Origin of the sequence: Herbaspirillum rubrisubalbicans (genome assembly GCF_003719195.1) — a bacterium.
Lineage (GTDB): Bacteria > Pseudomonadota > Gammaproteobacteria > Burkholderiales > Burkholderiaceae_D > Herbaspirillum > Herbaspirillum rubrisubalbicans.
Map to the genome: position 1 here is coordinate 1,385,199 of NZ_CP024996.1, position 15,474 is coordinate 1,400,672.

Annotated in this window: 15 protein-coding genes; 14 read left to right on the plus strand and 1 reads right to left on the minus strand. The window is 62.9% G+C overall.

From position 1 onward, the window contains the following. The first annotated feature begins 80 nt into the window (after window positions 1–80). From RC54_RS06155 to RC54_RS06220, 14 genes are all read left to right on the plus strand, one after another. Window positions 81–1,454, plus strand: coding sequence for a Rieske 2Fe-2S domain-containing protein (locus tag RC54_RS06155; RefSeq protein ID WP_058894608.1), 1,374 nt, complete (start codon window positions 81–83; stop codon window positions 1,452–1,454). Continuing rightward, window positions 1,451–1,945, plus strand: coding sequence for a benzoate 1,2-dioxygenase small subunit (gene benB, locus RC54_RS06160; RefSeq protein WP_058894609.1), 495 nt, complete (start codon window positions 1,451–1,453; stop codon window positions 1,943–1,945). The genes RC54_RS06155 and benB overlap by 4 nt, the downstream gene beginning before the upstream one ends. 20 nt (window positions 1,946–1,965) lie before the next feature. Then, window positions 1,966–2,991: a benzoate 1,2-dioxygenase electron transfer component BenC gene (gene benC / locus RC54_RS06165; RefSeq protein ID WP_061789775.1), complete on the plus strand. Its 1,026-nt coding sequence runs from the start codon at window positions 1,966–1,968 to the stop codon at window positions 2,989–2,991. Continuing rightward, window positions 2,988–3,776, plus strand: a complete 789-nt coding sequence (gene benD, locus RC54_RS06170) for a benzoate diol dehydrogenase BenD (protein ID WP_058894611.1) — start codon at window positions 2,988–2,990, stop codon at window positions 3,774–3,776. Before benC ends, benD begins: the two co-directional genes overlap by 4 nt. Before the next feature lie 65 nt (window positions 3,777–3,841). Beyond that, window positions 3,842–4,258: a RidA family protein gene (locus RC54_RS06175; RefSeq protein WP_058894612.1), complete on the plus strand. Its 417-nt coding sequence runs from the start codon at window positions 3,842–3,844 to the stop codon at window positions 4,256–4,258. Between the two features lie 66 nt (window positions 4,259–4,324). After that, window positions 4,325–5,686 (plus strand): MFS transporter, encoded by a 1,362-nt coding sequence (locus tag RC54_RS06180; RefSeq protein WP_061789776.1) that lies wholly within the window; start codon window positions 4,325–4,327, stop codon window positions 5,684–5,686. 116 nt (window positions 5,687–5,802) lie between these two features. Then, window positions 5,803–6,972, plus strand: a complete 1,170-nt coding sequence (locus RC54_RS06185) for a benzoate/H(+) symporter BenE family transporter (RefSeq protein ID WP_061789777.1) — start codon at window positions 5,803–5,805, stop codon at window positions 6,970–6,972. A 17-nt stretch (window positions 6,973–6,989) separates the two neighbouring features. Further along, window positions 6,990–8,270 carry a GTPase gene (locus RC54_RS06190; RefSeq protein ID WP_061789778.1) on the plus strand — a complete coding sequence of 427 codons (1,281 nt, stop codon included), beginning with the start codon at window positions 6,990–6,992 and terminating at the stop codon, window positions 8,268–8,270. Next, window positions 8,267–9,829 carry a dynamin family protein gene (locus RC54_RS06195; protein ID WP_061789779.1) on the plus strand — a complete coding sequence of 521 codons (1,563 nt, stop codon included), beginning with the start codon at window positions 8,267–8,269 and terminating at the stop codon, window positions 9,827–9,829. The genes RC54_RS06190 and RC54_RS06195 overlap by 4 nt, the downstream gene beginning before the upstream one ends. Before the next feature lie 168 nt (window positions 9,830–9,997). Next, complete coding sequence (locus RC54_RS06200) at window positions 9,998–10,411, plus strand: hypothetical protein (protein WP_058894617.1); 414 nt, start codon at window positions 9,998–10,000, stop codon at window positions 10,409–10,411. Between the two features lie 360 nt (window positions 10,412–10,771). After that, window positions 10,772–11,401, plus strand: coding sequence for a DUF5666 domain-containing protein (locus tag RC54_RS06205; RefSeq protein ID WP_058894618.1), 630 nt, complete (start codon window positions 10,772–10,774; stop codon window positions 11,399–11,401). Between the two features lie 12 nt (window positions 11,402–11,413). Next, complete coding sequence (locus RC54_RS06210; protein WP_061789780.1) at window positions 11,414–12,028, plus strand: cytochrome b/b6 domain-containing protein; 615 nt, start codon at window positions 11,414–11,416, stop codon at window positions 12,026–12,028. Beyond that, window positions 12,025–12,801 carry a molybdopterin-dependent oxidoreductase gene (locus RC54_RS06215; RefSeq protein ID WP_061789781.1) on the plus strand — a complete coding sequence of 259 codons (777 nt, stop codon included), beginning with the start codon at window positions 12,025–12,027 and terminating at the stop codon, window positions 12,799–12,801. The genes RC54_RS06210 and RC54_RS06215 overlap by 4 nt, the downstream gene beginning before the upstream one ends. A gap of 331 nt (window positions 12,802–13,132) precedes the next feature. Beyond that, window positions 13,133–14,680, plus strand: a complete 1,548-nt coding sequence (locus RC54_RS06220; protein WP_061789782.1) for a methyl-accepting chemotaxis protein — start codon at window positions 13,133–13,135, stop codon at window positions 14,678–14,680. Window positions 14,681–14,786: 106 nt separating this feature from the next. Here RC54_RS06220 and RC54_RS06225 read toward each other — a convergent pair whose 3' ends face one another. Continuing rightward, window positions 14,787–15,419, minus strand: coding sequence for a response regulator transcription factor (locus tag RC54_RS06225; protein WP_208652679.1), 633 nt, complete (start codon window positions 15,417–15,419; stop codon window positions 14,787–14,789). Between the last annotated feature and the right edge of the window lie 55 nt (window positions 15,420–15,474).

Consider the following 15,474-nt stretch of genomic DNA (forward strand, 5'->3'; position numbering starts at 1 on the left):
CGTTAGCCCCACCCCCGCTGAATGAATTGCCGCGCTGGCTGCCATCGCGGGGGGCGGGTTGCACCCTGGAGAAACCGCACATGAACACCATCGCCGCCGACAAGTACCAAGACGTCGAACGCCTGCTGGAGAGCGCCCTGGACGAAGATGCCACCAATGGCATCTTCCGCTGCCGCCGCGACATCTTCACCAATGAAGCATTGTTCGAACTGGAGATGAAGCACCTGTTCGAATCGAACTGGGTCTATCTGGCCCACGAAAGCCAGATTCCCGAGATCAACGATTACTACACCACCTGGATCGGTCGCCAGCCGGTGGTGGTCACCCGCGACAAGACCGGCGAGCTGCACGCGGTCATCAATGCCTGCGCCCACAAGGGCGCCATGCTGTGCCGTCGCAAGCATGGCAACAAGAGCAGCTTCACCTGTCCGTTCCATGGCTGGACCTTTTCCAACAGCGGCAAGCTGTTGAAGGTCAAGGATGAGAAGACCACCGAATACCCGGTCTCCTTCAACCAGAATGGCTCGCACGACCTGACCCGGGTAGCGCGCTTCCAGAGCTATCGCGGCTTCCTCTTCGGTAGCCTGTCGGAAGACGTACTGCCGCTGGAAGAGTATCTGGGTGAGACCCGCGTGATCATCGACCAGATCGTCGATCAAGCTCCCAACGGCTTGGAAGTCTTGCGCGGCAACTCCAGCTACCTCTACGACGGCAACTGGAAGATGCAGATGGAAAACGGCTGCGATGGCTATCACGTCAGCAGCGTGCACTGGAACTATGCGGCCACCATGGGCCGCCGCAAGGAAGGCGGCACCAAGGCCACCGATGCCAACAATTGGAGCAAGGCGGTGGCCGGCGTGTATGGCTTCGAGAATGGCCATATCCTGTTGTGGACCAATACCCTGAACCCGGAAGTGCGCCCGATCTGGAACCAGCGCGAAGAATTGGCGGCCCGCGTGGGCCAGGCCCGCGCCGACACCATCGTGGCGCAGACCCGCAACCTGTGCCTGTATCCCAACGTGTTCCTGATGGATCAGTTCGGCACCCAGATCCGCGTGGCGCGCCCGATCAGCGTGGACAAGACCGAGATCAGCATCTTCTGCTTCGGTCCCAAGGGCGAGAGCGCTGAAGACCGCCGCGTGCGTATTCGCCAGTATGAAGATTTCTTTAACGTCTCCGGCATGGGTACCGCCGATGATCTCGAAGAGTTCCGCGCCTGCCAGGCGGGTTATGCCGGTTCGGCCGTGCGCTGGAATGACATGAGTCGCGGGGCGCCGCTGTGGAAGCAAGGACCGGATGAGAATGCGAAGAAAATGGGCATGAATCCCATACTCAGTGGCGAGCGCAGCGAAGACGAAGGCCTGTTCGTCTGCCAGCACCACTACTGGACCGAGCAGATGCGCCAGGCCGTCAAGAAGGAACGCGCCGCCGCCGGGCAAGGAGCACAGCAATGAGCCAGCCTGTCGAACTGAACGCCGTGTGCGCCTTCCTCTATCGCGAGGCCCGTTACCTGGATGAACGCCAGTGGGAACCCTGGCTGGAACTGTATGCCCCCGACGTCGAATACTGGATGCCGGCCTGGGACGACGATGATCAGCTCACCGAAGACCCGCAGCGCGAAATCTCGCTGATGTACTACGCCAACCGCGATGGTCTGGAAGACCGCGTGTTCCGCATCAAGACCGAGCGTTCCAGCGCCTCCATGCCGGAGCCGCGGACCAGCCACATGATCGCCAATGTGGAAATCCTGGAAGAGCATGACGATGTGGTCGAGGTGCGTTACAACTTCCAGACCCTGTCGCATCGCTACAAGATCACTGACCAGTTCTTCGGCACGGTGCTGGCGAGCTTGCGCAAGGTCGAGGGTGGCTTCTTGATTGCCCGCAAGAAGATCGTCCTCAAGAACGACTATATCCGCCAGGTCATCGACGTCTATCACGTCTGACCGGCAGCAGGAGACACAAGATGAGCAGCTATCGCATTGCCCTCAACTTCGAGGATGGGGTCACCCGCATCATCGATTGCGGGGCCAAGGAAAAAGTACTGGACGCGGCCTTTCGCCAGCGTATCAACCTGCCCATGGATTGTTCCGATGGCGTGTGCGGCACCTGCAAGTGCCGTGCCGAGAGTGGCCAGTACGATCTGGGCGACGACTACATCGAGGAGGCGTTGAACAGCGAGGAAGCCGAGGCCGGTATGGTGCTGACCTGCCAGATGGTGCCGCAGTCGGATTGCGTCATTGCCGTGCCGGTCGCTTCCACTGCCTGCAAGACCGGCAGCGCCAAGTTCAGTGGCAAGGTGGCCGCCGTCACCGCCTTTGGCGAGGCGGCTTTCGAGCTGGTGCTGGAGGTGGGGGCCGATGCGCCGGTCTTCCTGCCGGGCCAATACGTCAACATCGGCGTACCCGGCAGCGGCCAGCAGCGTGCCTATTCCTTCAGCTCACCCTCGGGGGCGGCGCGCATGAGCTTTCTCATCAAGAACGTGCCGGGCGGCCTGATGAGCGCTTGGTTGGCGGGCGCCCGTGCCGGTGCAGCGCTGGAGTTGACCGGCCCCCTGGGCAGCTTCTACCTGCGCCCGGTCACCCGGCCGGTGCTGATGCTGGCCGGTGGTACCGGTCTGGCCCCGTTCCTGTCGATGCTGGAAGAACTGCTGCGCCAGGGGGTGAGCCAGCCGGTGCATATGATCTATGGCGTCACCCGCGACCAGGACCTGGTCCTGGTGGAGCGCCTGGAAGCGCTGGCGCAACGTCTGCCGGGCTTCAGTTTCACCACCTGCGTGGCCGACCCCGCCACCGCCCATCCGCGTCAGGGTTACGTGACCCAGCACATGCCGGCCGAGGTGCTGCATGAGGGCGCGGTGGATGTCTACCTGTGCGGCCCGCCGCCAATGGTGGAGGCGGTGCAGAAGCACTTCCAGTCCCAGGGCATCACCCCGGCCAGCTTCCATTACGAGAAGTTCGTCACCAGTCAGCCGGTGGCGGTGGCAGCATGAGCGGCCCCGCCGTGCGCGCCCGTTTTGCCGGCAAGGTAGCGGTGGTCACCGGCGCTGCCCAGGGCATCCTGCGCGGCGTGGCGTTGGGCATCGCGGCCGAAGGTGGCCAGGTGCTGCTGGTGGACCGTGCCGATTTCATCGATGAAGTCGCGGCCCAAGCCGAGGCCGGACGGGGCAGCGGCTTTGTCGCCGATCTGGAAACCTATGCCGGTGCGCAGGCGGCCATGGCGCAGGCCATCGCGCGCTATGGCCGCATCGATATCCTCATCAATGGCGTGGGCGGGGCCATCCGTATGCGGCCCTATGACCAGTTCGAGGCGGCCCAGATCGATGCCGAGATCCGCCGCTCGCTCATGCCCACGCTCTATGGCTGTCACGCCGTGCTGCCGTATCTGCTGCGCCAGGGGAGCGGCACTATCGTCAACGTCTCCTCCAATGCCACGCGCGGTATCCGCCGCGTGCCGTATTCGGCGGCCAAGGGTGGGGTCAATGCCATGACCACGGCACTGGCCATGGAGTATGGCGAGCAGGGCATCCGCGTGGTGGCCACTGCACCGGGTGGTACCGAGGCTCCGCCGCGCCGGGTGCCGCGCAATGCCGACGGCGACAGTGCCCAGGAACAGGCGTGGATGCAGCAAGCCGTGCAGCAGGTCACCAGCTCCACCTTCTTCAAACGCTATGCCACGCTGGAAGAGCAGATCGCGCCCATCCTCTTTCTCGCCTCCGATGAGGCCAGCTATATCACCGGTACGGTATTGCCGGTGGCGGCGGGTGATAACGGCTGATTTCATCAAGGCGTCATCAGAGCTCATACCTCTTACATCTTCTGCATTTCTTATAAGGAACCCCCATGTCCGAGCGCCAGGCCATCATTCCCAAGGGAATGGAAGACGTCTACGACAAGATCGGTTATGCCCCCGGCGTGCTGGTGGGTGAGGTGCTGTATGTATCCGGCCAGATCGGCCGCGGCCCCGACATGCAACTGGTGGAGCCGCGCGAAGCCCAGATCGTGCAAGCCTTCGAGAACCTCAAGCAGGTGCTGGAGAGCGCTGGCGGCAAGCTGGAGGACATCGTCGACCTGACCACCTTCCACACCGACATGCGTGACCTGCCGCTGTTCATCAAGGTGCGCAACCGTTACCTGAGCGCCTATCCGCTGCCGGCCTGGACCGCCATCGGCGCCCACATGCTGGGCGGGGCGCCCGGCTACATCATCGAGATCAAGGCCGTGGCGCATCTGCGCAAGAAGGAGGCGTCCCAGACCTGAGCCTGATTGCAGCACCACATACCCATAACAACGACAGAACATGACCGACATAACGGAGGAGACCCCATGAAAAACCAGGAAGTCAGCCAGATCATCGATGGCGCAGGCTTTACCCGATTCCACTGGATGGTGATGTGCCTATGCGCATTGCTGCTGGTGTTCGATGGCTATGACCTTTTTATCTACGGCGCTGTCTTGCCGGTGCTGATGAAGCACTGGAGCCTGTCGCCGGTACAGGCCGGTGCGCTGGGTAGCTATGCGCTGTTCGGCATGATGTTCGGCGCCTTCATCTTCGGCCCGCTGGCCGACCGCATCGGTCGCAAGAAGGGCGTGGCGATCAGCTTCGTGCTCTTTAGCGTTTCCACTTTCCTAAGCGGTTTTTCCAGCACGCCCAACGAGTTCGGCGTCTATCGCTTCCTGGCCGGTCTCGGTTGCGGCGGTCTCATGCCCAATGCCGTGGCGCTGATGAATGAATATGCGCCCAAGCGCCTGCGCAGCACCCTGGTGGCCATCATGTTCAGCGGCTATTCGCTGGGTGGCGTGCTGTGTGCCGGCCTGGGGATCTGGATGTTGCCCAATTTCGGCTGGCAATCGATGTTCTTCGCCGCCGCCGTGCCGCTGGTGCTGCTGCCGCTGATCCTGTGGAAGCTGCCGGAATCGGTCGGCTTCCTGCTGCGTGCCGGCAGGCAGGAGCAGGCCCCCGCCATGCTGGCCCAGGTCGCACCGCACCTGCGTATCGACGCCGATACCCAACTGGTGCAAGCCGATGCCAAGGGGGCAGGCGCACCGATGCTGGACCTGTTCAAGCAGGATCGCCCGGTGGGTACGCTGATGATCTGGATTGCCTTCTTCTGCTGCCTGTTGATGGTCTATGCGCTCGGCTCCTGGCTGCCCAAGCTCATGGCCAGTGCCGGCTACAGCCTGGGTTCTTCGCTGTCCTTCCTGCTGGCGCTCAACTTCGGCGGCGTGGTCGGCGCCATCGGTGGCGGCTGGCTGGGCGATCGCTTCACCCTGCCCAAGGTGGTGGTGAGTTTCTTTACCGTGGGCACGGTAGCCATTGCGCTATTGGGCTTCAATAGCCCGACCCCGGTGCTGTACCTGCTCATCATCGTGGCTGGCGCGACCACCATCGGTACCCAGATCCTGCTGTACGCCAACACCGCCCAGTTCTATCCGCTGGCCAGCCGCTCCACCGGTCTTGGCTGGGCCTCCGGTGTGGGGCGCTCGGGTGCCATTGTCGGTCCCTTGCTGGGTGGCGCGTTGATGGCGGCGGCCCTGCCGCTGAAGATGAACTTCCTGGTCTTTGCCATCCCCGGCCTGGTGGCGGCGCTGGCCATGGGCATCTTCATGCTGCGTTACCGTCATGCCCGTCCGGTGACTCCTGCGGCGCCCAGCGTCACGGCCACGCCGGTGTCGCGCAGCGTTTAAGATCGATTCACGGATCGCTGGTTCGGCGCCTGCGGTGGACTTCCACCCGGGCGCCGGGCCTTTTGTGTCATTTGTGCCATCTCAGCCATCTCAGACGTATCAGCAAGGAACGATTCATGGTCCAACGACAAGGCTCGCTCACCGCCTGGGTAGCCGGTTTCCTGGCAGTCCTGATTTCCTATGCAGGACCGCTGGTGATCTTCGTGCAAGCCGCGCACGCCGGCCAGGTGCCCACGCCGCAATTGGTGTCCTGGGTGTGGGCCATTTCCATGGGGGCGGGCGTGAGCGGCCTGCTCTTGAGCTGGTGGTTCCGGCTGCCCATCATCACTGCCTGGTCAGCGCCGGGCACGGCGCTGTTGTTGAGTCTTTTCCCCGGCATCAGCATGAGCGAGGTGGTGGGGGCTTACCTGATGGCCGCGCTCATCCTGATTGCCATCGGTGTGACCGGTTACTTCGAAAAGATCCTGGCCTTCATCCCCAAAGGCATCGCGGCCGGCATGATGGCCGGCATCCTGTTCCAGTTCGGGGTGCAAGCCTTTCGCTCCAGCGTGGGCGCGCCGCTGATGGTGTTTGCCATGCTCGCGGCCTACCTGGCGGGACGCCGTTGGTGGCCGCGCTATGGCATCGTGGTGGTGGCACTGACCGGTTTCGCGGTGGCCTTCGCCAGTGGCAAGACCGACCTGGGGGCAGTGAGCCTGGAACTGGCGCGGCCCGTCTTCATCGCCCCGCATGTGGGTCTGGGCGTGTTCTTCAGCCTGACCGTGCCGCTCGTGCTGGTGAGCCTGACCGGTCAGTTCCTGCCGGGCATGGCGGTGCTGCAACTGGCCGGTTACCATCCGCCCACGCGCGCGGTGGTCACCGGCACCGGCCTGGCCTCGCTGGCGATGGCCTGCTTCGGTGGCATCACCATCGTGCTGGCGGCCATCACAGCGGCCCTGTGTACCGGCAAGGATGCCCATCCTGAACCCGGCAAGCGCTATATCGCCGGCATCGCCAATGGCGTTTTCTACCTCATCGGTGGCACCTTTGCGGCGTCCATCGTGACCCTGTTTGCCGCCTTCCCCAAGGAATTGATCGCCGCCCTGGCCGGCCTGGCGCTGATTGGCGCCATTGTCTCCAACCTGCGGCTGATGAGCCAGGAGGGCGGCTACCTGGAGCCCTCCGTCATCACCTTCCTGGCCACCGCTTCCGGCATGAGCCTGTTTGGCCTGGGCGCGGCATTCTGGGGTGTGGTCTTCGGCATGAGCGCCTACTGGCTGATCGGCCGCCCCCTTAAAAAAACATGATCTGGATGGAGACTGCAATGCCCCTGCATGACACCCCCTTCGACCCCTTGGCCGGCGACATCCTGGCCGTGGCCCCGGCGCGTGCCCACGACCTGGCGCGCCTGCGGCTGCTGGCGCAGCGCCGGGCCGCGCCCACCGTGACCGTGGTGGGCAAGTACAACCACGGCAAGAGCCGGCTGTTGAATGAATTGATGGGCCGCGACGTGTTCGCCGTGGCCGATCGTCGCCAGACCGTGACCCTGTCCGAACACCACCACGCCGAGCTGCGCTGGCTGGACGCCCCCGGCCTGGATGCCGATGTGGCCGAGCAGGATGATCTGCACGCCCAGCAAGCGACCTGGTTGCAGGCCGATGTGCGCCTGTTCGTCCATGCCGCCAAGGAGGGCGAACTGGATGCGGCCGAACGCCAGCTCCTGCAAGCCCTGCGCGCAGACCAGCAGCGCACCCGGCGTCAGACGATCTTCGTGCTCACGCAGGTGGACCAGATGGCCGATGACGAACAACTGGCCAAGGTCAGCCAGGCGATCCAGGCCCAGGCGCCGGGCCTGGCCTTGCATCCGGTGTCTTCCACTCGCCACCGTAGCGGCGTGGAAGGCGGCAAGCCCCTGTTGCTGCAAAAGAGCGGCATCCCCGCCCTGCAAGCGCTGCTGCGTGAGGTGGCGCAACAGGTGCCGGCGGCGCGCCAGCATGAGCGCAGCCTGCTGCTGGGCGAGATCGACCAGCAATTGCAGCAACAGCAGGCAGCCGCGCTGGCCCAGGTGGAGCAATTGCAGCAGCGCCAGCGTCAGCAGCGCCAGGATTTCGAAGAAGGCTTGCAGGCGGTGCTGGAGCAGGTGCAGCAAGACTTGCTACCCATCGTGCAAGCGGTGCAAGTGCCGGGCGAGGACCCGGCGCTGGTCCCCGATAGCGCCGCCGATGAATTCAAACTTACTGCCGGCAAGCGCGAACGTGCACGCATCCATGTGGCCTATTCGCGCGCTTGCATCGCCATTCGCAGCCACCTGATCCAGCACGGGGTGGAAGGCTTGCCGGCCAGCCAGCGTACCTCGGTGGGCAGCCTCGATACGGTGATGGTGGCCGTCATGGGGATTTCCATCAAATACCGCGCCGACCTGCGTCGCCAGTTCTGCGAAGCCGCCGGGCGCGCGCACTTGATGCAATCCTTCCTGCACTACTACGAACTGTCGGAAGACCGCCAGGCTCTGCAGCAGTCCATCGTTGGCGCCGAGTCGCTGCTCTCCGCCAACACCCGTGCCCTGGGCGCGCTCGATGGCTTGCGCGCGGTGGAGCTGGCATGAGCACCCAGGAACAGCGCTTCATCGAAGCCATCGCCAGCCAGGCAAAGGAGGGCGTTGACCTGCAACCGCTGTTGGACGCCTTGCGCGACTGGCTCAGTGACTTGCGCCAAGCCCTGCAGGCTGGACAGATCGATGCCAGCGGTCTGCAGGCAACCAGCCCGCTGGCCCAGCGCATCACTGCCCTGCATCAGGCCCTGGCGCACCAGCAGCAGCGGCGCCACCAGCAATGGCTGGCGCTGGCGCCGGCGCGCGCGCTGGCCCAGCGTTTCGAGGGCAAGCTGATGCTGCTGGTGTTCGGCAAGTTCAATGCCGGTAAAAGCTCGCTATGCAACTTTCTCGCGCAGCGCTTTGCCCAGCGCCGCCAGACGGTGCAGTATTTCCACCTGCACGACGGGCAACTGGTAGAAAGTGAAGAATCCTTCCACGAAGGCGCCACCGAAACGACGGCGCGTCTGCAAGGGGTATGCCTGGGCGATGGCCTGGTCCTGTTGGATACCCCTGGCCTGCATTCGGCCACCGATGACAATGCCGCGTTGACCCAGCGCTTCCTGGACAGCGCCGACGCCGTGCTGTGGCTGACCAGCTCGACCTCGCCCGGCCAGGTGCAGGAGCTAGATGAACTGGCGCGCGAACTGCGCCGCGGCAAGCCGCTGCTGCCGGTGCTCACCCGCAGCGACGTGATCGAAGAAGACGAAGTCGACGGCCAGATCGTCAAGCGCTTGCGCAACAAGAGTGCTGCCAATCGCGCCGACCAGGAAGCCGACGTGCGCGCCCGCGCCGCCGACAAGCTGCAATCGCTGGGCGTGGCGCTGAGCCAGTTGAAGACACCGGTTTCGGTCTCGGCCTACGTGGCACGCAGTCAGGGAGCCGATGCCGCGGTCATGGAGGCGGCCGGATTCGAACGCCTGTATGCCACCTTGCTGGCGCTATTGGCCCCGGCCATGGCCTACCGCGAGCGCAAGCCGGCCGAAGTGCTGCTGCACCATCTACAGGAAGACGTGCTGGCCCCGCTGAAGGAGCGGACCCTGCCGGCACTGGCCGACCTGCAGCAACTGATCTCCGCGCAACAGCAAGCCCTGCCGACACAGCAGGCGCGCATCGTGCAACTGGCCTGGCGCGAACTGATGCCGGGCTTGCCGGCGCTGCTGGAAAAACACGCCGCCACCGGTGATGTGGCCGCCGTGCTGGCGAGCCTGCAAGCGCCGCTCATGCACGCCTTCGAGCGTCATGCGCGCGCCGTGCTTGATCATCACGTATTGTCGGCACCGGCAGTGGTGCCACTGGCCCTGCCTACCGGGGTCGCGTATGAGGCCGCCGTGGCGGGCGACTTGCCGCCTTCCTATGAAAAACTGTACGCGGCGCTGGGGCAAACCGTACAGGTCAGCCTGGAGCAACTGGCTGGCGAAGTGGCTGCTATCTGTACTGCTCGTCTGGCTGCACTGTCAGAAGCACTGGAGCGCAAGCAGGACATCATTGCGCTGTATGCCCAGCGGCTGGGCGAGATCGAACATAGCCTGCGGCCGCAGACACAGGCCCTAGCACCCCCCGCCACTGCATGACATGAGGGCAGGGAATCTTTTTTGGCGCAGGGTATCTGCATTAAGTCTTTCTTAATTCTGCGGTCCTACAGTAAGCCCATCGGAAGCCTCGACGTTAGCCGCAGCGCTATCCGGTGGACCGCCTCGTGCGGCAGCGCTTTTCATCCTGAACCACGACAAGGAGCCATCATGGACATCAACAAGATCACCGCCATCAGCGCCATCGTCTTCGGCCTCGCCGGTCTGGCCGCCCCGCTCACCTACGCCCAGAGCGTGCAGGGCAGTGTGGCCTACATGAACGGCGGCATCGGCGCCAGCGAGCAGCACAAGCTGCGCGAGGCGGCCAAGGATTACAACCTGCGCCTGCTGTTTTCCGAAGCCAAGGACGGCGCCTTCGTGAGCAACGTCAAGCTCAACGTGAACGACCATCAGGGCAAGAGCGTCTTCAGCCTGCCCAGCGCCGGCCCCATGACCAACATCAAGCTGCCCGCTGGCGAGTATGAAATCACGGCGGTCTACAACGGCGTCAAGAAGAGCACCAAGGTGAGCGTGGGTGAAAAGCCGACGTCGCTCAGTTTCAACTGGGTGCATCAGGACAACTAGAACGCATCTCACGCCTATTGATGAAATGAGTTCTAAGCAGTCCAGTTCTTCAACGATGGCCTGACCATTCTCGATCCTCGATGGCAGCTCTGCTGCGACCGAGGATCGATGCCCTTTAGCGGCTCTCTCGACACCCCCCAGCTTCCCAGTTTCCCAGTTTCCAGATGCAAGGAGGCTGCGCGCTTGAGCAAAGACCGCTGCCTGAGCGGTTGCCTCCCCCCTCGGGGAGTATCCTTTTTCCTTCACCTATTACGCGATAAATATGACATTTTTGTCATTCAAATGTCATTCGAATGACGCCTTGGCTTGCCTACAATCAAATTTCCCTTTCCAACCCAGGCCTATGAGCGCCTCTCCGTCATGATGAAGATATCCCTGTCCCAAGTCTTTCGCAGCGCCCTGGTGCCGGCGCTGCTTGCCGGTCAATTGTTGAGCACGGCGGCCATGGCACAAACGCCAGCCATGGTCGGTATCCGCGGTGTCATCGTCTCGGTTGGTAACGAAAAACTGGTCGTCAAGAGCAACCGCGGTGGCGAGCAGAGCGTGACGCTCGACAAGGACACCCGCGTGGCCGCCATTTCCCTGGCCAACATCAACGACATCAAGCCCGGCAGCTATATCGGCGCGGCGGGTATTCCGCAGCCGGACGGTTCGCAGAAGGCCTTGGAGGTCCACGTATTCCCGCCGTCCATGGCCGGTACCGGCGATGGCCATCGTCCCTTCGACCTGGCGCCCAACAGCACCATGACCAATGGCACCGTGGGTGATGTCATCGCCAGCAACGGTCGCACGCTGACGCTGAAGTACAAGAATGGCGAAAAGAAGATCGTCGTGCCCGACGATGTGCCCATCGTCAGCCTCGAACCGGGTGACCGTTCGCTGCTGGCTGCTGGCGTGAAGGTGGTGGTGCGGGCGCGCAAGAATGCCGATGGCAGCCTCACCGCGGCCAGCATCAGTGCCGGCAAGAACGGCATCACGCCGCCGATGTAAGCAGGTGCCACGATGCCCCGTCCTCCCGTTCGTCATCCGCTGGCCGTGCGTATCGCCCACTGGCTCAATGCATTGGCCGTCGCCTGCATGATCAGTAGCGGCTGGGGCATCTATAACGCCTCGCCCATCTTCAGCTTCAAGTTTGCGCCGTGGATGACCTTGGGCGGCTGGCTGGGCGGCTCCATTGCCTGGCATCTCGCGGCCATGTGGCTGCTGGTGGTCAATGGACTGTTCTATCTCATCTATGGAAGTGTCAGCGGACACTTCCGTCGCCATCTTCTGCCCCTGCACATGTCAGAGGTCTTACAGGATGCACGCCAGGCACTGCGCTTTCGTCTGCCGCATCAGCCTGGTGTTTATAACGCCGTGCAGAAGCTGCTGTATTGGGTCGTGATCTTGCTGGGCATCCTGGTGGTGCTGTCGGGGCTGGCGATCTGGAAGCCGGTACAGCTGGATGGGCTGGCGGCATTGTTGGGCGGCTTCGATGTCGCCCGTAAGGTTCACTTTGTCGCGATGGCCGGTATTGCCGGCTTCGTGGTGGTGCATCTGACGTTGGTGGCGATCGTCCCCAAGACCCTGATCCCGATGCTCACCGGGGGCCGCGACAAGCAGGCAATCTCATCATGAAAAAACAGGACGATGTGACATCCCGACCGGCCGAGGAGATTTCGCTGCGCGACCATCGCCAGGCCCTGGTGAAGGTGGAGCGGCGCCTGTTGCTGCGTTCGGCCTTGTCGCTGGGCGCGCTGTCGATGCTCTCGGGTTGCGACCTGCAGGACAACGATAGCGTGGATAAGGTGCTGTGGGCCATGTCGCGCTGGAATGACCGCGTGCAGGCGATGCTGTTCCGTGGCCAGAAGCTGGCACCCACCTATGCGGCCAGCCAGATTATCGATCCCTTTCCCTTCAATGCCTTTTACGAGGAATTCAACGCGCCTGATATCGATGGCAGTGCCTGGCGCCTGGAGGTCTCCGGGCTGGTCAGCGACAAGCGGCCCTGGACCCTGGAGCGCTTGCGTGCGTTGCCGCAGGCCGGGCAGATCACCCGCCATATCTGCATCGAAGGCTGGAGCGCCATCGGCCAATGGTCCGGCGTTCCCCTGCGCTTGTTCCTGCAGGCGGTAGGCGCGGATCTGACGGCCAGGTACGTAGGCTTCAAGTGTGCAGACCGTTATTACTCCAGCCTGGACATGCCCACCGCACTGCATCCCCAGACCATCCTGGCGCTCGACTTCGGCCAGCAAGCCTTGCCGACGGCCTATGGCTACCCCCTCAAGGTAAGGGTGCCCACCAAGCTGGGATTCAAGAATCCCAAGCATGTGGTGGCCATCTTCGTGAGCAACCAGAATCCGGGCGGATACTGGGAAGACCAGGGCTATAACTGGTTTAGCGGCATCTGATCCATTCCCGGGCCCTAGGCCTTCTTGGTTGTCAGCCACCAACAACGTGGTGTTGACGGCATCCCTTCATCAAGAATTCATGTTTCTTGTTGCATAATATTTCCCGGCAGTTATGCTGAGGGCTCCCCTCTAGGCAAGGCTGGGTGCCTTTGCGTTGCCATTTCGGCATGATGGGTTTCTTGATTTTGATATGGTCGGCAAGGCACTGCCCTCCTAGAATCATCGGGGGTGGCATCGCTCTTGCAAGGGGATATAAGGGGGCAAGCCGGACGGGAAGGGAAAGTCCATGTCCGGGGCGCCGAATATAACGCGGTAGGGATGGAAAGAAGCAATGATCAAGAACATACGTATCGGCTCGCGCCTGGGGGCGGGATTTGCCGTGGTGCTGGTGTTTTCCATGGTGGTGGCAGCAGTGGGGATTTGGCGCTTGCAGACGGTGGCGCAGCAGACCCGGGAGATGATGGATGTGCCACTGAAGACCGAGCGCCTGGTGGGCCAATGGAATACGCTGCTGCTGATCGCCATCCAGCGCACGACCACCGTGGTCAAGAGCCATGATCCCGAACTGGAAGCCTTCCTCGGCAAGGAAGCCGCCGCCTCCAGCAAGGAATCGGCGCAGACCTTGAAGGATGTCGAGCAACTGTTGACCAGCGACGAAGAGAAAAAACTGTTCGCCGCCATCAATGTCGCGCGCAAGCAGTTCCTCACCATCCGTGACCAGATCTATGCCGCCAAGAAGCAGGGTGATGCGGCCAAGGTGGAAGAGCTCTACCAGAAGCAATACGTGGGCATCGCCGCCAATACCCAGGGCGCCATGCGCGCCTTGCTCGATTTCGAGCGCGCCCGCATCGATGAAATCTCTGCCGATATCCAGCAGGACGCCGCCAGCAGCCAATGGCAGATCTTTGCGCTGGAAGCGGTGATCCTGCTCTGCGGTATTGCCTTCGCGGTGCTGCTCACGCGCAGCATCACGCGCCCGGTCAATGCGGCCCTGGCCATTTCGCAGCGGGTTGCGGCCGGTGACCTGACTTCGCGTGCCCAGCCCATGGGGCGCGATGAACTGGGGCAACTGGTGGCCTCGCTGCAAGGCATGAGCGAACGCTTGCACGGTGTGGTCTCCACCGTACGACTGGGTGCTGACAGCATTGCCGTAGCCTCCGGCGAAATCGCCAACGGCAACCTCGACCTGTCGGCGCGCACTGAAGAGCAGGCAGGGGCGCTGGAAGAGACGGCCGCGTCCATCGAGCAACTGACCTCCAGCGTGCGGACCAATTCCGAGCACGCGCACCAGGCCAATGACCTGGTCAAGTCGGCGGCTTCCATTGCCGGCCAGGGTGGTGTGGTGATGGATGAGCTCATCGCCACCATGGGCAACATCAACGAGTCCTCGCGCAAGATCGTGGACATCATCGGCGTGATCGATGGTATCGCCTTCCAGACCAACATCCTGGCCTTGAACGCGGCGGTGGAAGCCGCCCGCGCCGGCGAGCAGGGCCGCGGCTTCGCGGTGGTGGCCTCGGAAGTGCGCGCCCTGGCGCAACGCTCTGCTGCGGCGGCCAAGGAAATCAAGCAGCTCATCGATGACTCCGTCGAGAAGGTGGGCGCTGGTAGCCAACTGGTGGAAAAAGCCGGCAAGACCATGCAGGAAGTGGTGGGCAGCGTCCAGGGCGCGCACACGCTGGTGGGCGAGATCAGTACCGCCAGCCGCGAACAGGCCGAAGGCATCCACCAGGTCAACCAGGCGGTGAGCCAGATGGATGGCGTGACCCAGCAGAACGCGGCATTGGTGGAGCAGGCCGCAGCGGCCGCCAAGTCGCTGGAAGACCAGGCGGCACAATTGAAGCGTGCGGTGGCGTTCTTCGCCTTGCAGGTGGCGTAAGGCAAGAGGCAAGACTGATCGCTGGCGGCAGGCCGTCAGCGATCAGGACGTCATCGGTAAGTCCAAGGAGAGACCGGTGGCGTGAGCCGGACCCGCTCAGCGCGGTTCAGGCCGCCTTGAGAAATTCCGGCCCGAAATCCATCAGCACGTCGCGCACCAGCGTGGCCGTGCTCTGGCAGCCCAGCTTGTCCTTGACGCTGGCGCGATGCACATCCACCGTCTTGACGCTGATGTTCAGATCGCGCGCGATGAGCTTGCTGGACTGGCCCATGATGACCTTTTCCAGAATCTCGCGTTCTCGCACGGTCAGGGTCTTCAGGCGCGCCTTCAACTGCTGGCGCCGCTCGCGGGCCTGCATGTTGCCGGCCACGTTCTTCAGGGTCAGCTGGATGCGCTCCAGCATCTGCTGGGAGTTGTAGGGTTTTTCCAGGAAATCGACCGCGCCATTGTGCAGGGCGCGCACCGACATCGGGATATCGCCATGACCGGATACGAAGATTACGGGAATGTCGGCACCGATTTCCTTCAAGCGATCCTGCAACTGGAAGCCGCTGATCTCGGGCATCCGTACATCCAGGATCAGGCAGGACAGGCTATTGGCGTCGTAGGCCTTGAGAAAGGCTCCCGGGCCATCGAAGCATTCGGTGCGGATATTGACCGAGCTCAACAGCCAGGCAAGGGAAGTGCGAACGGCTTCGTCATCATCAACGATGTACACCACCGGCGGGTTGGTTTCCATCATTACTCCTCGTCTCGTCAAAATGGAACCGGCTTGCACCGGCACAATTTCCGAC